The sequence below is a fragment of the Paractinoplanes abujensis genome, assembly GCF_014204895.1.
Taxonomy (GTDB): domain Bacteria; phylum Actinomycetota; class Actinomycetes; order Mycobacteriales; family Micromonosporaceae; genus Actinoplanes; species Actinoplanes abujensis.
This window is the reverse complement of sequence record NZ_JACHMF010000001.1, coordinates 642382-663538: the sequence shown is the minus strand read 5'-3', so window position 1 is coordinate 663538 and position 21157 is coordinate 642382. Positions and strand designations below refer to the sequence as shown.

Annotated in this window: 20 protein-coding genes; 4 read left to right on the top strand and 16 right to left on the bottom strand. The window is 74.0% G+C overall.

Going from position 1 to position 21157, the window contains the following annotated elements; translation table 11 throughout:
- Positions 1–3: 3 nt before the first annotated feature.
- Positions 4–396 (bottom strand): hypothetical protein, encoded by a 393-nt coding sequence (locus tag BKA14_RS43075; RefSeq protein ID WP_221477205.1) that lies wholly within the window; start codon positions 394–396, stop codon positions 4–6.
- Positions 397–450: 54 nt separating this feature from the next.
- Between BKA14_RS43075 and BKA14_RS02550 the strand changes: the two genes are divergently transcribed.
- The 3 genes from BKA14_RS02550 (at position 451) to BKA14_RS02540 (ending at position 3320) form a co-directional block, all read left to right on the top strand.
- Positions 451–777, top strand: a complete 327-nt coding sequence (locus BKA14_RS02550) for a PadR family transcriptional regulator (protein ID WP_184949325.1) — start codon at positions 451–453, stop codon at positions 775–777.
- Between the two features lie 95 nt (positions 778–872).
- Entirely contained in the window at positions 873–2090 is a 1218-nt protein-coding gene (locus tag BKA14_RS02545; protein WP_184949324.1) for a hypothetical protein, read from the top strand.
- A 57-nt stretch (positions 2091–2147) separates the two neighbouring features.
- Entirely contained in the window at positions 2148–3320 is a 1173-nt protein-coding gene (locus BKA14_RS02540; RefSeq protein WP_184949323.1) for a glycosyltransferase 87 family protein, read from the top strand.
- Here the strand turns inward: BKA14_RS02540 and surE are convergent.
- The 13 genes from surE to BKA14_RS02475 form a co-directional block, all read right to left on the bottom strand.
- The gene (surE, locus tag BKA14_RS02535) at positions 3239–4039 is read right to left on the bottom strand and encodes a 5'/3'-nucleotidase SurE (RefSeq protein ID WP_184949322.1); all 801 of its coding nucleotides are present in this window, start codon (positions 4037–4039) and stop codon (positions 3239–3241) included. The two genes, BKA14_RS02540 and surE, sit on opposite strands and share 82 nt — an antisense overlap.
- A complete protein-coding gene (locus BKA14_RS02530; RefSeq protein WP_239092923.1) occupies positions 4036–4953 on the bottom strand; it encodes a 1-phosphofructokinase family hexose kinase in 918 nt (305 codons plus the stop codon). Before BKA14_RS02530 ends, surE begins: the two co-directional genes overlap by 4 nt.
- 68 nt (positions 4954–5021) lie before the next feature.
- On the bottom strand, positions 5022–5318 hold the full coding sequence (locus tag BKA14_RS02525; RefSeq protein WP_184949321.1) for a hypothetical protein: 297 nt from the start codon (positions 5316–5318) through the stop codon (positions 5022–5024).
- 41 nt (positions 5319–5359) lie between these two features.
- Positions 5360–6340: a DNA topoisomerase IB gene (locus BKA14_RS02520; RefSeq protein WP_184949320.1), complete on the bottom strand. Its 981-nt coding sequence runs from the start codon at positions 6338–6340 to the stop codon at positions 5360–5362.
- A complete protein-coding gene (locus BKA14_RS02515; protein ID WP_184949319.1) occupies positions 6321–7241 on the bottom strand; it encodes a glycosyltransferase family 9 protein in 921 nt (306 codons plus the stop codon). Before BKA14_RS02515 ends, BKA14_RS02520 begins: the two co-directional genes overlap by 20 nt.
- A complete protein-coding gene (locus BKA14_RS02510) occupies positions 7238–7918 on the bottom strand; it encodes an SDR family oxidoreductase (RefSeq protein ID WP_184949318.1) in 681 nt (226 codons plus the stop codon). The genes BKA14_RS02515 and BKA14_RS02510 overlap by 4 nt, the downstream gene beginning before the upstream one ends.
- A 9-nt stretch (positions 7919–7927) precedes the next feature.
- Positions 7928–9298, bottom strand: coding sequence for a PfkB family carbohydrate kinase (locus BKA14_RS02505; RefSeq protein ID WP_184949317.1), 1371 nt, complete (start codon positions 9296–9298; stop codon positions 7928–7930).
- Positions 9295–9894, bottom strand: a complete 600-nt coding sequence (locus tag BKA14_RS02500) for a D-sedoheptulose-7-phosphate isomerase (protein ID WP_184949316.1) — start codon at positions 9892–9894, stop codon at positions 9295–9297. The genes BKA14_RS02505 and BKA14_RS02500 overlap by 4 nt, the downstream gene beginning before the upstream one ends.
- A complete protein-coding gene (locus BKA14_RS02495) occupies positions 9894–11102 on the bottom strand; it encodes a glycosyltransferase (protein ID WP_184949315.1) in 1209 nt (402 codons plus the stop codon). The genes BKA14_RS02500 and BKA14_RS02495 overlap by 1 nt, the downstream gene beginning before the upstream one ends.
- Positions 11087–12007 carry a glycosyltransferase gene (locus BKA14_RS02490; protein ID WP_184949314.1) on the bottom strand — a complete coding sequence of 307 codons (921 nt, stop codon included), beginning with the start codon at positions 12005–12007 and terminating at the stop codon, positions 11087–11089. The genes BKA14_RS02495 and BKA14_RS02490 overlap by 16 nt, the downstream gene beginning before the upstream one ends.
- Complete coding sequence (locus BKA14_RS02485; RefSeq protein WP_184949313.1) at positions 12004–13569, bottom strand: HAD-IIIA family hydrolase; 1566 nt, start codon at positions 13567–13569, stop codon at positions 12004–12006. Before BKA14_RS02485 ends, BKA14_RS02490 begins: the two co-directional genes overlap by 4 nt.
- Positions 13566–14504 carry a glycosyltransferase family 2 protein gene (locus tag BKA14_RS02480; RefSeq protein WP_184949312.1) on the bottom strand — a complete coding sequence of 313 codons (939 nt, stop codon included), beginning with the start codon at positions 14502–14504 and terminating at the stop codon, positions 13566–13568. Before BKA14_RS02480 ends, BKA14_RS02485 begins: the two co-directional genes overlap by 4 nt.
- Positions 14501–16126, bottom strand: a complete 1626-nt coding sequence (locus tag BKA14_RS02475) for a carbamoyltransferase family protein (RefSeq protein WP_184949311.1) — start codon at positions 16124–16126, stop codon at positions 14501–14503. Before BKA14_RS02475 ends, BKA14_RS02480 begins: the two co-directional genes overlap by 4 nt.
- A gap of 131 nt (positions 16127–16257) precedes the next feature.
- On the opposite strand from BKA14_RS02475, the gene BKA14_RS02470 reads away from it, so the two are divergent.
- Positions 16258–17664: an aldehyde dehydrogenase family protein gene (locus BKA14_RS02470; protein ID WP_184949310.1), complete on the top strand. Its 1407-nt coding sequence runs from the start codon at positions 16258–16260 to the stop codon at positions 17662–17664.
- 316 nt (positions 17665–17980) lie between these two features.
- Here BKA14_RS02470 and BKA14_RS02465 read toward each other — a convergent pair whose 3' ends face one another.
- Positions 17981–18841, bottom strand: coding sequence for a glycosyltransferase family 2 protein (locus BKA14_RS02465; RefSeq protein WP_239092919.1), 861 nt, complete (start codon positions 18839–18841; stop codon positions 17981–17983).
- A gap of 41 nt (positions 18842–18882) precedes the next feature.
- Positions 18883–21138 carry a putative bifunctional diguanylate cyclase/phosphodiesterase gene (locus BKA14_RS44865; protein ID WP_184949309.1) on the bottom strand — a complete coding sequence of 752 codons (2256 nt, stop codon included), beginning with the start codon at positions 21136–21138 and terminating at the stop codon, positions 18883–18885.
- Positions 21139–21157 lie beyond the last annotated feature (19 nt).

Here is a 21157-nt window from a genome sequence, read left to right as displayed (position 1 = left end):
CGGTCAGCGGCGTCCGGGCCGCCAGCTCGCGCGTCTCGCCTCGCCGGTGCCCGCGTCGACGACGTGCAGCCGCTGATCGGCCGTGTACGCGATCAGGCGCGCCTCACGGTCGGCACTGTAGCCGGAGATCCCGGCCGACCTGTCCCGCGCCCGTTCGCGACGGGCCCGTTCGGCCGCCGACATGGTGGTCTCACCTGCGGGCTCCCCCGGGTCGGCGAGCAGCCTCTCCTGGCCGGTCGCGAGGTCGAGGACCCACAGCCGGCGCACTCTGTCCTCCCCGCCCGAGCTGCGCAGGAACAGCAGCCGGAGGCCGCCCGCGACCAGGGTGAGGCGCTGCGGCCGCCCGAGCGTGAACCTCTGCGTACGCGACAGCATGCGGGGGAAAGACACATGCATGTGACCAGTCTTACTCCTGTCGATCAACCTTTCGCCCCTATGTAGAGTGCGTACATGGGTGGACCACGGATCACCGCGTCGGTGCTGCGGGTGCTGGCCGGTCTGCTCGCCGAGCCGGGGGCGCAGCGTTACGGGCTGGAGCTGATGCAGCAGTCGGGGCTGCCCAGCGGCACGCTCTATCCGATCCTGGCCCGGCTCGAGCGGGCGGGGTGGGTCGAGTCGCGCTGGGAGGAGATCGATCCGGTGGCCGAGGGGCGGCCGAGCCGGCGCTACTACCGGCTCACCGCGGACGGCGTGGTGGCCGCCCGGCGCGAGGTGGCGCTGATGCAGCAGCAGATGGCGCGGGCGACCGGGGCCACCGGCCGCGCGCAGGAGGCGTGATGCGGCGGCCGGGCCGAAGCGGGGCCGATCAACCGGGCCGGGACGGGGCCGCCCGGCCGGGGCGAGGTGTCGCTGATCGGGTGGCGCGGGGGCTCGTGACTGTTGCGGCGCGGCGGTGGCCCGACGATCTGGCCGGCGTCATGCGCGAGGAGTGGCTGGCCGAACTGGCGGCAGCCGGTGGGTGGCGGCGGAAGCTGGGCTTCGCGGCCTCGCTGGCGGTGTCGCCCGCTGTCGACGAGCCGTCGTGGCGGGAACGGGGGCAGGGGTTCGCGCGGGCGGCGGCGGTCGCGGCCGGGGTGACGTTGTGCGCCGCCCTGGTGGCGAACGTCGCGCGCGCGGCCGCGGTGTTCGCGCCGCTCGTGCTGTTCGTGGCGGCGGTGGCGCTCGTCCTGCTCGGGCGGCGGGTCCGGGTGTCGGGGCTGCTCGTGGGGGCGGCCGTCTTCGGTTTTCTGTTCGCGGGCAACCCGGTGCCGATCATGCCGTTCATGGGCGCCGTCGACATCGCCCCGGCCGTGGTGGTCTGGGTTGCCGGCATCACTGCTGTGTCCCGGTGGGCGCGACACCTCCCGGCCCGCTACGCCGTGGGCGGCGGACTGCTCACGCTGGAACTGGCCACGGTGGCGGGCTCGGCCCACGCGGCCTCGGTGCTCGGCGTGCCCGCGTGGAGCGCCCCGGCCTGGCTCCCGCTCGCGCTGCTGCCGGGTGACACCGTCGCGTTCGGCCCGCACTTTCCCGACGGTTCGGCCGCGTTCGGCAGTCTGCAGTCGTCGGGTCAGGCCTTTCACGCCTCCGACATCCTGCTGGCCAACGCGGCCGTGATGACCGGGCCGCTGTTGCTGTGCACCGCTTTCGTGCTGGCCTCGGTCCTCCGCGGCGCGTCCGGCCGGGCGTCCACCGGCGCCGCATCGCGGGCCGCGGCCGCGCAGGTCCCGACGGTCGTCATCGCGCAGGCCGGGCCCGTTGAGGCGCCCGGCAGCGCACCGATGCCGACATCCGGCAACGCGCTGACCCCGCCGGGTCCGGCGGTGACGTGCCAGCCGGCGGCCCGGGCGTGGCGCCGCTTCACGGTCCGGGCGGCGCATGTCGGTGACGACGCGCGCCGGATCGTGGTCGGGGTCGCGGCGGCGGGAGCCGGGATGGCGGTGGCGCCCCTGCTGTCCGGCGCGCCCGCCGACGCCGAGGCTGCCCTGCCGCGGATGCTGGACAACACGACAGCGTTCGGGTTCGGATTCGCCGAGCACCCGGCCGGGGCCGGGCTCGTCGCGCTGGTGGTGGCTGTGCTGGCGGTGCGGGCGGCCGACGCTCACCGCTGATAACGAAGGCGACACGGCCTCTTCTGCGCAGCCCAGACCCTATGTAGAGTTCCGAGCATGGGGAAACGATGGATGTGGCTCACGACTGCCCTGACCGGCGCGGTGACGGCCGCGGTCGTTCTGGGCAAGCCGGTGGACGCGCGGCTCACCGATCTGTCCGTCTACCTGGGCGCGGTGGGCGGGCTGGCCGACGGCGACAGCCTGTACGACTTCACGCGGGGCGCCGCGCCGTTCACCTATCCGCCGTTCGCCGCCCTGGTCTTCACGCCGCTGACCTGGGTGCCGGTACCCGTGGTGCAGATCGCGTGGACTGTGGTCACCCTGGCCGCGGTGGCCGCCCTGGCCGTGCTGGTGATGCGCGGCCGGGCGACGGCGGACGGCGCCGGGAACACGCGGGGCCAGGCGATGACAGCAGCGCCGGCAAGTGGCCCGGCCGCATCAGCGATCGCAGCCCTGGTTCTGGTGCTGTCCGCGCCGATCTCCTCGAACCTCAAATACGGCCAGGTCAGCCTGTTCCTGGTCGTGCTGGTGCTGACCGACGTGCTGCTGCTGCGCCGTACGGGAGCGAACGGGGTCTTGATCGGCATCGCGGCCGCCGTCAAGCTCACGCCGCTGATCTTCATCCCGCTGCTGTGGTTCTCGGGCCGGCGACGCGCGGCGGTCGTGGCCACGCTGACGTTCGCGGGCTGCGGGCTGGTCGGCGCGCTGGCGTTGCCCGGTGACTCGTGGCGGTTCTGGACGGGCGAGTTGTTCCACGTGAGCCGGCTCGGCTACATCACCGGCGCGGGCAATCAGTCGCTCAACGGCGCCCTCATGCGGCTCGACGTGCCCGATCACGCCCGGTCGGTGCTGGTGCTGGCGATCGGCGGCGGCATCGTGGCGGCCGCACTGATCAGGGCCGTGCGGCTGGCCGGCGAGAAGTACTGGCTGGGCGCGACGGTCGTCGTGGGCGCGGCCGGGATCGTGTTGTCACCGGTGTCGTGGACACATCACCAGGTCTGGCTCGTGCTGGCCGCCCTGCTGCCCGTGGCCGGTCCCGCCTGGGTGCGTGCGGCATGGCCGGCCGTCGTCGTGACGGTCATGCTGCTGCCGCTGGTCGGCGAGTCCCGGCTGCTGCTGGCGGTCGCCGTGGCCGCGCTGGTCCCGGTCTACGACGGGACGCGGCGCTGGGACGGGATCCGGACGCCGCCCACCTCGGCCGGGGGCCGCAGGGCGGTGACCGTCGCGTAGCCCTCGGCCAGCAGCGCCAGGTCGGTTCCGGGCACCAGCGGCTCATCGACGCGTTCGATGGTCGTCCGGACGAAGCCCTCCCCGGACTCGGCGACCGCGATGCCGGCCTGACCGAACGCCGCCAGGGTGGCCTCCCGCAGCTCGGCGGGCGCGGACCGGTCGGGCACGTTGACGTTGAGCACCGTGCCCGGCGCCGTCCCGGCCAGCGTGTCCATCAGCCCGGCGGCCGTGGCGGCGGCCGCGTCCCAGTTGAGTACGTCGTCGGAGGGCAGCACGATCGCGTTGCCCCCGGAGGCGGCCGACACCTCGGCCTCGGGGTGCAGCACGTCGAGCGACACCGCCATCGCCCGCATGCCGTAGTTGGCCGCGGTCAGCGCCGCCCCCACGGTCGCCGAGTGCAGCACGGCCCGGCCCGCGTTGGCCCCCCGGTTGACGCCCGACAGCACGAGGTCCGGCGGCGGCCCGAAGACCCCCAGCGACGCCAGCACCACGATGTACGCCGGAGAGGCCGCCACGCCGTAAGCCGGCAAGTCCGCGATGTCGGCGTGGGACAGCACGATCCGACCGTCCGACACGACGGCCGTCAGGGCGGAGCTCAGGCCACTGGCCTCTTCCTGCGGTGCCGCGACGACAACGTCATGAGCACCGGAGACAGCCAGAGCCAGAGCCCGCAGACCGGGCGCGGAGATCCCGTCGTCGTTGGTGACGAGCACCCTCATCGCGGCTCGATCCGCACACGGCTCATCAACTCCCGCACCGCCTCGCCCCTTCCGGTCCCCAGTCCGTGCCGGGTCACGTTCAGGGCACCAGCCGCCGACCCCGTACGCAAGGCCTCCTCCATCGAACCACCCCTCGCGAGCACCGAAGCCACCCCCGCGGTCATCGAATCCCCCGCCCCGCGATGCTCGTTGACCCGCAGCGGCGGCGGATGCACCTCGCACTCGTGGCCGTCGTAGAGCGCCAGCGCCGCGTCCCCGGCCCGGCTGATCAGCACCGCCTCGACCCCACGCTCGAGCAGGGCGCGACCGGCCCCCAGCAGGGCGTCGACACTGTCGTCCTGAGCCAGCCCGTCGCCGACGAGTTCCTCGTGGCTGACCTTGACGAAGGCCACCCCGCCTTCCAGTACGGCGGTGAGGTGATCACCGGACAGGTCGGCCACCACCCGCACGCCGTTGGCCGTCAGGTCCGCCGCGAGCCGCTCGTACAGGGCCGGGTCGACCACCGACGGGCCGTGCGGTCCGCTCAGGACGGCCACCGACGAGCGCAGCCCCTCGGTCAGCGCGACGTTGTGCAGTTCGTCCAGGTCGTGGCGTTCCAGCGGCTCCCCCGGATGCTCAGCCACCGTGTCGCGCTCGCCGTCGCGCCGGTCGTGCACGTACCACCCGGTCGCCGCGCGCCGCGACACCGTACGCACGTCGAACTCCTCGGCCTCGAGCAGCGCCTCGACCAGGAAACCGGGCTCGCCGCCGAGGGCGACGCACAGGCTCACCGGCACCCCGAGGGCGGTGATCATGCGGGCTTGCCAGACACCCTGACCGCCCGGATGGACGTGCAGGTTCGGCGCGTTGTGGTGCTGCTCGATCGTCACGGTCAGGATCGGCGCGGGGGCAAAAACCATCACCCGGTCGGTCATGGCGGTGTCCTTACCCAGCGGTGGCCGTCTCAAGCGAGGGCGGCCGGCCCGGTCGAGCAAAGGTCACCTCAGTCGACGCGGGTGAGGCGCAGGTAGCGCCGCCCAGCCGCGTGCCGGGCACTGCGGGGCTCGACGCGCAGCCGCACGGTGGCGCCCGGTCCGAGGTGGACGGGCAGGGCCTCGCTGCCGGTCCAGTCGAGCTTGACCCGCACGGTGTGGGTGCCCGGGGGCAACGCCAGCGACAGCTCACGGCCGCAGCGGACGGACCCTTTGACGGCGCCGTCGACGACGATCTCGTACGCCCGGGCCCGATCGAACCAGTGCCCCGACGGGCGTTCGACGGTGAGCGTAGCGATGACAGTCATACCAACGATCCTGCCACCGGTCGGCCGCTCCCGCAGTCCGGTCAGTCGGCGGTTTCCTTGATGAGTTTGCTGACTGCCTTCTCGCTGTCGGACCGGACGACCTCGCCTTCCTCGTAGGCTTCGAGCACCCGGGGATCGACGTAGGAGGCGCGGGCCACCGCCGGGGTGTTGCCCAGCAGCTCGGCGACCTCCTTCATGGCGTGCGAGACGGCCTTCTTGCGCTTGGACTCGGTCGGTTGCGGGCCCTGAGCGGCGAGGGACCGGGCCGCTTCGACGGTGCCGTGCCACGTCCGGAAGTCCTTGGCCGTCATCTGCTCGCCGCTGATTTCGCGCAGGTAGTCGTTGATGTCGTCGGCGTGGATCTCGCGCCAGCGCCGGGCCGTCCGGTCGTAGAAGGCGAACAGCCGGTTGTGCCCGCGGCGCCGGGTCTTGAGGTCGCGCAGCACCTGGCACACCTCGCCGTCGCCGACGGTGCCCGAGTGGTCGACGCCGGATTTGCCGGTGAACTCCAGCAGCACGCAGCCGCCTCGCGTCCGCACATGCGACGGCTGCAGGGTGGACAGGCCGAACGACGGATCGTCCTCCCGTACGGCGTACTGGTCGCTCCCGATCCGGAACATGCCCATGTCGAGCAGCCGTACGATCGCCGCCAGCACCCGTTCGCGGGTCAGCCCGCGCCCCTCGGTCAGGTCGGCGCAGAGCCGGTCACGGATCTTGGGCAGCCGCGCCGCCACCTCGAGCGCGTGGTCGAACTTCGCCTCGTCGCGGGCGGTCCGCCAGTCGTCGTGATAGCGGTACTGCTTGCGGCCGGCCGCGTCGATGCCGGTGGCCTGGATGTGCCCGCGGGGGTCGGTCGAGATCCACACGTCGGTCCAGGCGGGCGGGATGACCAGCGCCTTGATCCGTTCGACGGCCTCGGTGTCGGTCAGCCGGGTGCCGTCGGTGTCGCGATAGGTGAAACCCTTCCCCGTACGCTGTCGCGCGTAGCCGGGCTTCTCGAGGTCAGAGCGCCGCAGTCGCACCGGTCACCTCGCGGGCGGCGGCGAGCACCTCGTCGGGCTCGATGGCCAGCAGGGCCGGGTGCACGCGCGGGCCGGGACTGTCGCCGGGTTCGCTGCGGGTGCCGTGCCAGATCGCGCGGTGCTGCGGCCGGGCCGGCGGTCCCCAGCGGGCCGGCGACATGGGGCCGAAGAGCACCACGGACGGCGTGCGGTAGGCCGTCGCGAGGTGGGCGATGCCGGTGTCCCCGCTGATCACGACCCGGGCCCGGGCGACCAGGGCGGCGAGCTCACCCAGGTCGGTGCGCGGCACTGCCGACTCGTCGAGGCCGGCGCGGGTGGCGACCCGTACGGCCAGGTCTCGCTCCCGGTCGGAGCCGGTGATCAGCACCCGGTGGCCGTCGGCGCGCAGCCGCCCGGCCACGGCCGCGTAACGCTCGACCGGCCAGCGCCGCGACGGCGACTTGGCCCCGGGGTGAATGATCGAGACGTCGGCCTCCGCGGCAGCCGGCGGCCGGAGCGTCAGGTCCGACGGGTCGGCGGCCACGTCGTAGTGGCTCAGCATGCGGCACCAGCGTTGCACCTCGTGGTCCTCCTCATCCCAGGCAGGCCCGTCGAGATGCCCCGCCGCGGGGCAGGCAAACGCCCACAACCGATCGGGTGAGGCCGTCCGCAGCAGCCGGTGCGACTCGGGCCCGGAGCCGTGCAGGTTGACCGCGAGCGTGGCGGCCGGCAGAGCCGCGGGGCCGAGCCCGTCGACCGGCACGATCCGGTCGACGCCCCCGATCAGCGAGATCAGGGGCGTCAGCCACGTCGGCGCGCCCAGCGCGAGGGTGTGCCCCTCGAAGGCGCCGCGGAGCCCGCGCAGAGCGGGCACCGCGGTCAGCAGGTCGCCCACCCCGAGCGCGCGCAGGGCCAGGATCACGGGTACGACGTCTCCGTCTCGGCCGCGATCACGAGTTCACGCACCGCGCAGCCCCGCGGCTGGCCGAGCGCGAACATGATCGCCCCGGCCACGTGGGCGGGGTCGTTGAGCACGGCATCCGGCCCCGGCTTGTACTGGTCGTCGCGGTCGTCGAAGAACTTGGTGCGCATCCCGCCCGGCACCACCAGAGTGACGTTGACCTGCCCGGCCAGCTCAGCCGCGAGGGCCCGGGTGAAGCCGACCACGCCGAACTTGGCCGCGCAGTAGGCGGTGGCGTCACTGACCGCCTTGACGCCGAGCGTGGAGGCCACAGTCACGACGCCGCCGTGCGACTCCTTGAGCGCCGGGATCGCGGCCCGGATGACGGCCGCGGTGGCCAGCAGGTCGATCGTGACGATCCGGTCCCAGGTCTCCCCCGGGATGTCGGCCAGCGCGCCGGGCACGTCCATGCCGGCCGCGGTCACCACGCCGTCGATGCTGCCACCGGCCTCCGCGATGGCGCGGCGGGTGGCCTCCTCGGCGGCGCGGGTGTCGGCCAGGTCGCACTCGATCCAGGCCACGCCGCCGGCCGGGGCCTGGCGGTCGATCACGAACGGGCGGCCGCCGGCCTTGGTCACGGCGTCCACGACGGCGGCACCGAGCCCGCTCGAGCCGCCGGTGACGATCACTGCGTCCATGTGCTGGTTCTACCTTCCGGTGGTGGCGGCCTGGGCCGCGGCGATGGTCTTGGTCGTGGAGCGGCCGTCGAGGTAGGGCACGATCACGGTCTGGCCGCCCCACTGTTCGACCAGCTCCGTCTCGGGCAGCGTGTCGTAGTCGCCGCCCTTGACCCAGATGTCGGGCCGCAGCCAGGTCAGCACGGCCTCGGGGGTGGACTCGCCGAAGATCACGACGGCGTCCACGCAGTCGAGCGCGGCGAGCATGCGGGCCCGGTCGTGCTGCGAGTTGAGCGGGCGGTCCGGGCCTTTGAGACCCCGTACGGACTCGTCGCTGTTGAGACAGACGATCAGGCAGTCGCCCAGCCGGCGGGCCGCGCGCAGGGTCGCCAGGTGGCCCACGTGCAGCAGGTCGAAACAGCCGCCGGTGGCCACCACCGTGCCGCCCCGCTCGCGCACCTCGGCGATGAGCCGCCCGGCGTCGCCGGCGCCGATGCGCTCGGTGCTGTCCACCACCTCGCGGGGCGCCGCGTTGACCCCGCCGCCGGCCACGTAGGCCGAGGCGTCGGCCACCGCACGCTGCACGGCTTCGGAGACGAGCGCCCCCTCGGCCAGGGCCAGCGCCGCGCTGGCGGCGAACCGGTCCCCCGCGCCGCAGGTGTCACCGTCGCCGACCTGGGGGGCCGGGACGACCAGCGGGGTGGGGCCGGAGTGGCACAGCACCGCGCCCTCGGCGCCGCAGGTGACGACCACCGCGCCGGCCCGCCAGTGCTGCCGCAGGGCCTGCGCGCCACGCTGGGCGGCGGCCAGGGTGGAGCCGCCGCCCGCGTCGCCCGACAGTTTGCGCACCTCGGCCAGGTTGGGCGTGACCAGGCGGGCGTTGGGCACCGGGGACGGGCCGTTGGGGTGCGGGTCCCAGACGATGGCGGCCTTGGTCTCGCCCAGGGCCCGGCGCAGCTGCGGATGCCGGGCCACGCCCCGCCCGTAGTCGCTGACCAGGATGGCCTTGGCCGCGCGGAGCACGTCGAGCACCGCCTCGGGGGCCGGTCCGGGCGGCTGGGCGTCGCCGCCGCGGTCGAGGCGCAGCAGCACCTGCCCGTCGGCCCGCAGCCGCACCTTCTCGGGCGTCGCGCCCGGCAGCGGCAACGCGTAGACCTTGACCCCGGCCTCGGCCAGCAGTTCGCTCAAGCGGGCACCCCCGGCGTCGTCGGCCAGGGCGGTGACCAGCGCGACCTCCTGCCCCGACTGCGCGGCCAGCAGGGCCGCCAGCCCGGCGCCGCCGGGACGTTCGGCGACCCGCTCCTCGTCCAGCACGGGCGCGGGCGCGTCGGGGGCGACCCGCCGGACGCTGCCGTCGACGTCCTTGTCGAGCAGGGTGTCGCCGACGATGACCAGTCTCATACGGCCACCTCCACCTGCAGGCCGGCGAAAGGGGCGACGCTCGGCAGGGTCTTGTCGAGGTATTCGCACATCAGGTGGACCGCGACCAGGTGCAGTTCCTGCACGACCTGGCTGTCGCGCGACGGGCACCGCAGCGCCTCGTCGGCGGCGTCGGCCAGCGGCCCGTCCAGGCCGGTCATCGCCCACGTGCGCAGCCCGCACTCCTTGGCCGCGCGCACGGCGGCCAGCAGGTTGGGGCTGCGCCCACTGGTCGACAGGGTGATCAGCACGTCGCCGGGGCGGCCGTGGGCCCGCACCTGCCGGGCGAAGATCTCGTCGAAGCCGTAGTCGTTGCCGATCGCGGTGACCGCCGACGAGTCCGGGGTGAGCGCGATCGCGGACAGCGGCCGGCGTTCCTCGCGCAGCCGCCCGACCAGCTCGGCCGCCAGGTGCTGAGCCTCGGCCGCGCTGCCGCCGTTGCCCGCCACCAGCAGCCGGCCGCCCTGACCGAGGTGCCAGGCCAGGTCGGCACCCCAGCGGGCCAGCCGGTCGCCCTGGGCGCGGAACGGCTCGATGGCCGCGGCCAGGGCCGACAGATGCTTGTCGAGAAGGTCCATCAGGCCATTACCTCCGAGGTGTTCGCGGTCAGTCCGGCGTACGTCTCGGCGAGACGTTCGGCGATCCGGGGCCAGGCGTACGTGTGCTGGGCGCGGTCGACGGCGGCCGCGCCGTAGGAGACCCGGCGCATGTCGTCACCGGTCAGCCGGCGCAGGGCAGCACCCAGCCGGGCCGGGTCGCGCGGGGGAACGAGGTCGCCGGTGATGCCCTCGACGACGGTGTCGGCCAGCCCGCCGACCGCTGTCGCGACCACCGGGACGCCGCAGGCCATGGCCTCCAGCGCGGTCAGGCCGAACGGCTCGTACCAGGGGGTGGCGGCGAGCACGTCGGCCGAGCGGTACCACTGCGGCATCTCGTGGGCCGGGACGGCGCCGGCCAGCACCACGCGGTCGGCCACCCGGCTCGACTCGGCCAGCCGGCGCAGCTTGCGGGCGTACGGGTCGTCGTCGAGGTCACCCTCGGGCGGGCCGCCCACGACGACCAGCTCGGCGTGCGGCACGGCGGGCAGGGCCCGGATCAGGTCCTCCACGCCTTTGCGCTCGACCAGCCGGGCCACGGTGAGGATGCGAGCCCGTCCGGTGTCGCGGGCCACGGCCGGGCCGTCCGGGCGGAACCGTTCGACGTTGACGCCGGACGGCACGAGCGTCATCTGCGTACGGGGAACACCCAGCCGGACCAGCTCGCGCACCTCGTCCTGACATTGCACGACGACCCGGTCGACGGCCCGGCCCAGCTCGCGCTCGTAGGCCACGCGCCGGGGCGGGCTGGTGTCGGCCGCACCCTGGTGGCGGCGCTTGACCGAGCCGAGGGCGTGGAAGGTCTGCACGACCGGCACGTGGCAGCGCCGCCCGGCGGTGACCGCGGCCAGCCCGCTCATCCAGAAATGCGCGTGGGCGACGTCCGGCTTCCATTCCGTACGCCAGTCCTCGGCCAGCCGCTCGGCGAACTCCCCCATGTGGGGCAGCAGGTCGTCCTTGGGCAGCGCGGTGGCCGGCCCCGCGGGCACGTGCACGACGTCGATCCCGGCCGCCATCGGCATCACAGCCGGCCGGTCGGCGCTGTCCCGGCGGGTGTAGACGCGGATCTCGTGCCCGGCCGCGGCGAGCGCCCCGGCCAGCTCGGCCACGTGCGAGTTCTGCCCGCCCGCGTCGACGCCGCCCAGGGCGGCCAGCGGGCTGGCGTGTTCCGAGATCATCGCGATGCGCATGTTTCCTCCTCGAGCAGCCGGTCCCAGTCCGCGAGGAACCGGTCCAGCCCGTAGCGGGCGAGGGCGACCTGGCGGGCCCGGGCGCCGAGGGCGGCCGCCGCGGCGTCGTCCTCCAGCAGCCAGTGCGCGGCCTCGACCAGGGTGGAGACGCGGGTGTCGAGCACGCCGGCGTCGGGCGGCACCGCGACGACGGCCTCGGTGGTGGCCAGGCCGATCACCGGCATGCCCATCTGCATGGCCTCGATCAGGCTCAGCCCGAGCGAGGTCCAGCGGCACAGGTGCAGGTAGACGCGGCGCCGGGCGACCTCGGTGTGCATCCGGTGCTGCGGCAGGTCCTCGAAGGTGTTGGCCCCGGTGAGCTTCTCGACGCCCATGCCGAAGACGTCCAGCGGGGCCACGCCGGCGAAGCGCGGGAACAGGTCGGTGCCGGTGACGCGCTGCCGCCGTACGGGCTCGTTGGTCACCAGGGCGAAGTGGCCGAGCTCGCCGGTCCAGCGCGCCCGGGGTTCGACGATGCCGTGGTCGATGACTGTCGTCCGGGTGCCGCCGTTGTCCCACATCAGCTCGTTGAAGTCGGTGACGTGGGCGATGATCAGGTCGTCGCGGCCGGCCATGGGATGCCGCGTGTTGGGCACGTCGCCCTTGGGGGTGTTGTGCTCCACATAGATCACGGGCACCCCCTTGGGCACCCGTTCCAGCTCCTCGGGGCGTTGCACGATCGCCACGTCGGCGTCGCGGATCGCCTCCAGCGGCATCTCCTCGACGGTGGCGGGCCAGTCGAACGTGCGGGCCCGCCCCCGGCCCCATTCGTCGCGGGCGTCGTTGACGGGAATCAGGTAGCGGTGTTTGCCCTGCACGAACGAGGTCGTCCAGGAGCCGTGCACGTGCCAGAGCAGAATGTTCACGCGGCGACCTCGGTGGTCTCGGCGGGGACGGCGATCCGCGCGACGGCGGCCACCACCTCCGCGGGTTCGACGGTGGACAGACACGGGTGCCCGGCGACCGGGCAGGTCGTGGCGCGGGTGTCGCGGCAGGGCGCGGCGGCCTGGCCGAGGCGCACGTTGGGCACGCGGTAGGGACCCCATTTCCCGTACGGGACGGTCGGGGCGTACAGGCTGACGACGGGTGTGCCCACGGCTGCGGCCAGGTGGGCGGGCCCGGTGTTGGCCACGACGACCGCCCGCGCGCCGGCCAGGATCGCGGCGAGCTCGGCCATCGAGGTGCGCCCGGCCTTCTCGGCGACGTCCCCGGCCACGTACGCGGCCAGGTGGTGCTCGTCCGGCCCGGCCGTCACGAGCACGCGGTGACCGGCCGCGGCCAGGGCGGCCACGATCGCCCGCACGGTCTCCGGCGGGCAGGCGCGCGCCTCGCAGCTCGCGCCGGGGTGCACGACCAGGTAGTCGCCGCGCGGCCCGCCCGTGGCGGTGACCCGCAGGCCGCCGTCGTCACCCGGCGGCAGCGCGAAGCCCGCGGCCGCGGCCACGCTGCGGGCCCGTTCCGGTTCCGGCAGGTCCTCGGGCACGCGGTGGCGCACGTCGAGGAGCGAACCCGGGTAGTCCTCGCTGATCGCGGTGATCCGGCCGACCCCGGCCATGCGCAGCAGCAGCGCGAGCGGCAGCGCCGACTGGTGGTAGGAGGTGAGGACGACCGCCTCGTCCGCGCCGGTCGCCCGCAGGCGCTCGGTGAGCGCGGCCATCTCGTCCGCCTCGACCGGGCCGGGCTGCGGGTCGATCCAGGGCAGCCGCCACTCGATGATCTCGTCGACGCCCGGCAGCAGGTCGGCGGCGGCGCGGCCGCGCGGGCCGCAGAGCAGCACCACCCGTTCGGCGCCGGCCGCGACGGCCCGGACGGCGGGCCCGGTGACCAGCACGTCCCCGGCCGAGTCGGACCGCACGACCAGGACCGTCCCCGCCCGGTCGCGCCGGGCGCCCGGCGTGACCAGCGATTCCCGGCGGAGGATGAGCTCGGCCGCCTGGCCCAGCGTGGCGGCGGTGAAGGGCGCGGCGGCGACCTCGTCCGGCAGCGTGATCGGCGTCGGCACGAGGACGGCGGCCGCGCCCGCGGCCTGCGCGGCTTCGACGTCGCGGCCGATGTCGCCGACCATCACGCACCGGCCCGGCGTGGTGCCGAGCGCGGCCGCGGCCGCCTCGACCAGGCCCGGCGCGGGCTTGCGGCAGCGACACCGCGCCGTGTCGTCGTGCGGGCAGATCTGCCACGTGTCGAACGGGCCGAGCAGCTCCTCCACCCGGCGGTTGACCGCGTCCAGCTGCTCGGCGGTGAAGCGGCCACGGGCCAGGCCGGACTGGTTGGTGACCACGCCGAGCCGGAACCCGGCGGCGCGCAGCCGGTCGAGGGCCGCGCGGGCCCCCGGCATCGGCTCCACCAGGCCGGGGTCGCCGTTGTAGGGCACGTCCACGATCAGCGTGCCGTCCCGGTCGAGCAGGACGGCGTCGAACAGCTCGCTCACAGCGTGCGCCACCTCCACCAGCCGCGCAGCCAGTGCCAGGTGGCCGCGGGCGGGATGGCCGCGCTGGTCACCAGCATGGTGGCGACCTCGCGGGGGTCGCGCGGGCCGGGCGCGATGCGGGCCGCCGCGAACTCCGCCGTGCCGGCCGTCCAGACGAGCCCGGCCACTGCGGACAGACGCGGCCGGCGGGCGGCGGCGAGGGCCAGCGCGGTCAGGCCGGCCACGGTGACGGCCACGTGGCGCGAACGGCGGCCGGGTGGGATCTCCAGCAGCTCACGCCACCCGGGGCCGTAGAGGCGGCGCAGCAGCGCGTCGTCGGCGTTCCCGCGCTGCGTGCGCAGGCTGACCCATGGGCTCTCGGGCCGCACCGGATGGGTGATCCGACGCTGTCCGCGCCGCAAGGTCCACCCCTGTTCCCGTACGCGATAAGCCAGCTCGGCGTCCTCCCGGAAGGCTCGCGGCAGCCGCTCGTCGAAGCCGCCGCAACCCTCCAGGGCCTCGCGCCGGTAAGCCATGTCGGCAGTGATCCAGGCGCCCTGGGCCAGCCCGGCGGTCACCCGCTCCCAGTCGGTGGGCCGGCGATCGGACGGCAGCGGCACCCGCAGCTCGCCCTGGATGCCGCCGACCCGCTCGTCCGCCCCGGCCAGGTCGTCCATGAGCCGGTCGGCCCAGTCGGCGTCGGGCCGCACGTCGTCGTCGAGGAAGGCGACCCAATCGTGCTTGGCCGCGCGCCAGCCCACGTTACGGGCGGCCGCGGGGCCCCGCGAGGGCCCGGCCAGCACGGTGGCCGGCACGTCCAGCGGCGGGGGCGAGCCGGGCCGGTCGTCCACAATCAGTAGTTCGAGGTCGTGCTCGGCCACACCCGGGGCCAGCGCCGTGAGCAGCTCGGCCAGGCTGGGCCGGCCGAGCGTGGGTATGACGACTGTCGCGCTCACGCGAAGGCCTTCGCGCGGTGGACCGCGTACGGGCCCATCGCGAGCAGGTCGACCGGTGCCGACCCGAACAGCTCCATGGCCTCGCGCGGGGTGTCCACCATCGGGCGCCCGGCCGTGTTGAGCGAGGTGTTGACGACCACGGGCAGGCCGGTCAGCCGCTCGAACTCGGCCAGCATCTCGGCCACCAACGGCTCGGTCTCGGTGTGGACGGTCTGCACGCGGGCGGTGCCGTCGACGTGGGTGACGGCCGGGATGCGGTCCTTCCACTCCGGTCTCACCTGATGCACGAAGAGCATGTACGGGCTCGGGTTGACGCCGGTGAAGATGTCGTCGAAGCGTTCGGCCCGCACCATCGGCGCGATCGGGCGGAACTGCTCGCGACCCTTGACGTCGTTCATGCGGGTCTGGGTGTCCTGGTCACCGGGGTGAGCCAGCAACGAGCGGTGGCCCAGCGCGCGCGGGCCGTATTCGCTGCGGCCCTGATACCAGGCCACGATCCCGTTGCCGGCCAGCACCCGGGCGGCCTCGGCGGCGATCGACTCGGGCCGGGTGAACGGCAGCCCGGCCCGGCGCAGCTCCGCTTCCAGTTCCTCATCGGTCCAGCCCCGCCCGAGCGCGGCACTGCCGAAGGTCACGTTCTTTCCCTGTACGGACAGGGCCGCGCCCAGCGCCGTGCCGGAATCCCCGGCCGCCGGCTGCACCCACACCCGCTCGAACGGGCCCTCGGCCGCGATCCGGGCGTTGGCCACACAGTTGAGCGCCGTGCCCCCGGCCATCGTCAGCGTCTTCAAGCCGCCCGAGGCCTCGTACGTCCACCGGGCCAGCTCGAGCAGCACCTCCTCGAGCCGCGCCTGCACGCTGGAGGCCAGGTCCGCGTGCTCGTCGGTCATCTCGCCGTCGGCGCCGCGGGCCTTGGCCAGCGCGGCCCAGTCGATCCGCTCCACAGTGAAACCGCCGTCGCCGTTGACCCGGACGAGGTCACGGAACATGCCGAGGAACCGGGGGCGCCCGTACGACGCCAGGGCCATCACCTTGTATTCGTCGCTGGAGTGCAGAAAGCCCAGGTGGCGGGTCAGGTCCTCGTAGAGCAGCCCGAGCGAGTGGGGCAGCTCCTGGCTCTTGAACACCTCGAGGTCGCCGCCGCGGAACGCGCCCGCCAGGTGGCTGGCCACCTCGCCGCGGCCGTCGAGCACCAGGGTGGCGCTGTCCTCCGGCACCGACAGCCCGGCCGAGGCGGCATGGGCGACGTGATGCGGGACGAACCGCACCTGCTCGGGGTCGAGGCCGGGCAGCGCAGCCGCCAGGAACTGCGGCGCTCGCCGGGCGTAGTCGACCCGCAGGTGGTCCCACGGGTCGTTGAGGCCCAGGTCGGCCGCGTCGCGCGACAGTCCCGGGTCGAAGGAGTAAGCCACGGCGTCGAGGTCGCCCGGACGCAGACCGGCCTCCTCCAGACACCAGGCGGCGGCCAGCTCGGGCAGCTCCCAAGCAGCGAACGGCACGGGCCGCTTACCGTGCTTCCGGCGGCTGAAACGCTCCTCCTCGGCGGCCGCCACCACCTGACCGTCGACGACCAGTGCGGCCGCCGGATCGTGGAAGATCGCGTTGATTCCCAGCACTCGCATGGCGCGGCGGGTACCCGGGGATCCCGGGGTTACTCGCAAGATCGTTGACTTCTTGCAAATAAAACTCTCCAGCCGCACTAGCTGCACTGATAACAACGTTTGAACCCTTGGCGCCAGGGCAAGCGCCCCGCATGTTCGAGGTTCAGCACTATGTCTCCGGAACGTGGTCGGCAGGCAATTCCGGCCGGAAACTGACTGTTCTCAACCCGGCCGACGACACCCCCGTGACATCGATGGCGGTCGCTGACGAGGAAGACGTCGCGGCGGCCGTCCGGGCGGCCCGCGAAGCCGCCGCGGGCTGGGCGAGCACCGCCCCCGGAGCCCGCGCGGCGGCCCTGCACGCGGCGGCCGACGCCGTGACCGCGGCAGCCGGCGAACTGGCCGAGATCATGCAGGCCGAGATGGGCAAACCCGTCGACGGCGCCCGCGAATCGATCATGGCCGGGGTGGGGACGCTGCGGCAGTACGCCGAGCTGGGCCCGACCCACCGGGGCCGCACCCTGGCCGGCAACGACGAGGCGATCGACCTGATGGCGTACCAGCCGCGCGGCGTCGTCGCCGTGATCACGCCGTGGAACGACCCGGTCGCGGTGTCGTGCGGCCTGCTCGGCGCGGCCCTGGTCACCGGCAACACGGTCGTCTACAAGCCCAGCGAACGCACCCCCGCCACCGGCTGGCGCCTGGCCCAGCTGCTCGCCCCGCACTTCCCCGACGGCGTGTTCGGCCTGCTCAACGGCGACGGCCCGGTCGGCGCGGCGCTGGCCTCAGCCGCCGTCGACGTGGTGGCCCAGGTCGGCTCGACCGCCACCGGCCGCTCCATCGCCGCGGCCTGCGCCCGTACGGGAGCGAAAGCTCTGCTCGAGAACGGCGGCAGCGACCCCGTGATCGTGGACGCCGACGTCGACCCGGCCTGGGCCGCGGCGCAGGTCGCGCTGGGCGCCTTCGTCAACTCGGGCCAGATCTGCGTGGCCGTCGAACGCGTCTACGTGCACGAGGCGATCGCCCCCGCCTTCCTCGACGCGCTGGCCACCGAAGCAGCAGCCTGGGAACCCCAGATCGGCCCCCTGGTCGACCGGCGCCTGCGCGACACCGTCGACGACCAGGTGCAACAGGCCGTCAAAGCAGGCGCCCGCGTACTCCGCGGCGGCGCGGCGCCGGCCGGTCCCGGAGCGTTCTACCCCCCGACCGTGCTGGCCGACTGCACCGACGACATGGCCGTGGTGCGCGAAGAAACCTTCGGCCCGGTCGCGCCGGTCGTCACCGTCGACTCGTTCGAGGAGGGCCTGAAACGGGCCGCCGACTCCCCGTACGGCCTGGCCGCCACCGTGCTGACCACGTCGATGAGCCACGCCCAACAGGCCTGGCGCCACCTCCCGGCCGGCACCGTGAAGGTCAACGCCGTCTTCGGCGGGGCCCCCGGCGGCGCCGCCCACCCCCGGCGAGGCAGCGGCCAGGGCTTCGGCTACGGCCCCGAACTGCTGGACGAGATGACCGTCATGAAGGCCGTCCACATCGAAGCCCCACCCCAGGGCTGGTGATCAGCCCGGCGTGCCCGCCGCTCCGGCTCCGGGCGGCGAGCACGCCGGCATGCGCACCACACCGACTGTGCCGCCCGGCCCGCCGTTCGCCGGACTCGCCGGCCGGGTCCTCATCCGAAGGCCCGGCTCGGCCGACCAGGCGTGGCCCCGAGCAAGCGGCAGCGACCGTCACGCCTCCGAGCTCGCACGGGCGTCGGGTCCCGCCCGAAGCAGGGAGACATCGGGTCCCGCCTCGAGCACACGAAAGCTCGCATTGCCGGCAGAGCGCACGAAAGGTCGAGCCACAGGCCGGGCCGGCGCACGAATCAGGGCCGTTTCACGGGTGCCGAGTTGTCCCCAGGGTCTGCAGATCAGCTTCGACCTCGGGGGGCAACGGCCGCCGGTGGCGGCGGGCCCATCCCACCTGCCGCAGGGCATCCACCGCCCCGCGCGGGTTCGTGACGAGGGCCGCCCCCAGTGTTCGAGCGGCCACCCCGACCGGCCGCCGCAGCATCGCGGTCAGCACCTGGTTGCGCGCCTCGGTCCGGGCCCGCGCACCGTTGTCCCGCCCACCCGGCCGTGGGAAGTGCCGCACGACCAGTTCCTCCACGTACGACAGTTGATGTCCGGCCGCGGCCAGGTCCATAGCCAGCAGCGCCTCCTCGCCGTACACGAACAGGCGCGGCTCGAAGCCGCCGACCGCGAGGAATGCGTCCCGCCGGACGATGATCGAACAGGCCAGGAATCCGAGCACCGACGGCCCCGCGGCCCCCGGCGGCGTGCCCAGTGGTGACGCCGCCATCTCCGCCGACACGGGGTCCTCGCGCCCTTGCGGGCCGACGAGCACACGCGCCGCCAGCAGGGCCGCCCGCGGGTGTTGCCGCATCAGTTCGGCCGCGCGGGCCAACGCGCCCGGGGTCCAGTAGGAGTCGTCGTCGGCGAAGGCCACGAAGGGCGTACGGGCCAGCTCGACGCCGACGTTGCGGGCCGCGGCCCCCCGGTTCTCGCCGAGCTGGACGATCCGGGCGCCGGGCAGGGCGGGCGGGGGCGAGTCGGAGCCGTTGTCGATCAGGATCGCGGGGGCGCGGTGGTGCGGGAACGTCTCGAGCAGGCGTTCGCCCCGGTTGCGGGTGGCCACCACGACCGTCACGTCGTCGGTCTCGATGCCCGTACGGAGTATGTGGGGGGTTGTCGTCACGAGGGTGGCCGATACCCCGGTGGCAGGCGATCAAGCATCAGTCATCCGTGCGAGGAATCCGCCGTCACTCTCCGCTCACTGAAGTATCGCCGCACGTCATCGGGGGGCAGCGGACGGGCGTACAGGAAACCTTGGCCGGTGTGGCAGCCCAGGCGGCGCAGCTCGGCCGCCTGTTCGGGCGTCTCGATGCCTTCGGCCACGGTCGACAGGTCCAGGATGTCGGCCAGCCGGATGATGGCTTCCGTGATGGCCGAGTCCTTGCCGTCGTTGTCCAGCTCGGCCACGAAACTGCGGTCGACTTTGAGGGTGTCGGCGGGCAGGCGCGAGAGGTACTGCAGCGACGAGTAGCCGGTGCCGAAGTCGTCGATGGCGAAGCGGATGCCGTGCCGGCGCAGTTCCTCGATGGCGGGGATGGCCACCCGGTCGTCGACGATGGCGGACTCGGTGATCTCCAGGATGAGCCGCCCGGGGCTCAGGCCGGTGCGGTCGAGCACGTCGAGCACGGCCGGCACCAGCGCGGGGTCCTGCATCTGCCGGGCGGCCAGGTTGACGCTCACGTACGCGTCACCGGCCCAGTTCAGCGCCTCCCGGCAGGCCTGTTCGAGCACGTACAGGCCGACGTCGGTGATGGCCCCGGTCTGCTCGGCGATGGGGATGAAGTCCAGCGGGGCGACGACACCGCGGACGGGGTGGTGCCACCGCACCAGCGCCTCGGCCCCGACCGGTACGCCCGTGGCCAGCTCGATCATGGGCTGATAGAGCACCCGCAGCTGGCCGCTGTTCACCGCGGCCTCCAGGTCCTGGCCCAGGGCGGCGTCGTCGGCCCGGCGGTCCAGCATGCCGGGCCGGTGGATCACCAGCTCGTGCCGACCGGCCCGCTTGGCCTGGTACATCGCGATGTCGGCCCGGTGGCGCAGCTCGTCGCCGTCCTCGCCCGCCGTGGCCAGGGCGGCGCCGATGCTGGCGCGGGCGGTGACGGTGCGTTCCCCGGCCCGGATCGGGTTGCCCGCCGCGGCGGCCTGGATGCGCCGGGCCAGCGCGGTCACATCGCCCTCGCCGGTGACGGCGTGCTGCAGGACGACGAATTCGTCGCCGCCGATCCGGCAGGCCAGGTCGCTGCCGCGCACGTTGGCCCGCAACGTGGCCGCGAACTCCAGCAGGAGCAAGTCGCCGGTGTTGTGGCCGTAGCTGTCGTTGACGGCCTTGAACCCGTCCAGGTCGATCAGCAGCAGCGCGATCGGTTCGCCGCGGCGCAGGGCCTGGGTGAGCCGCCGGTTCAGGCCGACCCGGTTGACCAGCCCGGTGAGCGGGTCGATGGTCTCGTGCTGGCGGCTGTCGTGCAGCGAGACGATCTGCCGGGCGGCCACCCCGGCCGTGACCAGGATCAGGCCCAGCACCAGGCCGCCCCACGTGCGGATCTGCCCCTGGTGCAGGGTGACCGTCACCATCAGGGCCAGCGCGGCGCCGACCGCCGCGTACGGCAGATAGGAGAACCAGGCCGGCGCCCACGGCCGCCGTGGTGCGCCCGCATGGCCGTTCGCCGCGCTCTGCCACATCGCGGCCAGGGTGATGCAGAGCGAGGCCACGATTCCGGCCAAGGTGGCCGTCAGCGGGCCGGTCGAGTGGTTGCCGTCGTCCCCGATGGCGCCGAAGGCCGCGTCGGAGAAGACGGCGATGCTGAAGCCGACGGTGAGCAGCGCGACCGGCCGGCTGCCGGCGTTGAGGCCGCCGCGCAGGACGACCGCGCTCAGGCCCATCAGCACCAGGAGGTCGCCGACCGGGAAGCCGGCCAGCAGCGGCCAGCGCGACCAGTCGGTGGGCCGGTCCAGCAGCGGTCGCAGGTCGAAATACCAGAGGTACATGAACCCGCAGCCGAGCACGGCGACCGCCTCGCCGGCCAGGGCCGCGCGCTGCCAGCCGCGGGCGCGTTGCGCGGGGAACGCCAGCAGAGCCGCCGCGAACACCACGGAGGCGGTGATGCCGCACGTCGAGCCGATCCAGAACCAGGCCTGCGCCCCGGTCGCCGTGGCCCGGCCCATCGACGTGTTGGTGGCCGTGGTGAGCAGCTCCCCCGTGGCCACCAGCAGCCAGGCGACGCGATCGCCGCGGCGCGCGGCCCGCACCGCGAACAGCGCCCCGGCCACGTTGAGCAGCACGAGGCAGGCCATGGTGAGCCCGGCCCGCCGTTCCGGCACGCTCACGGCCACGACCTGCCCCACCAGCACCAGCAGGATCAGCGCGGCCGCCCCGGCTCGCACCCGGCGCACACCCGGCGTCCGCGCTGCACTGACACTCACACAGACCTGTTCGGCAACC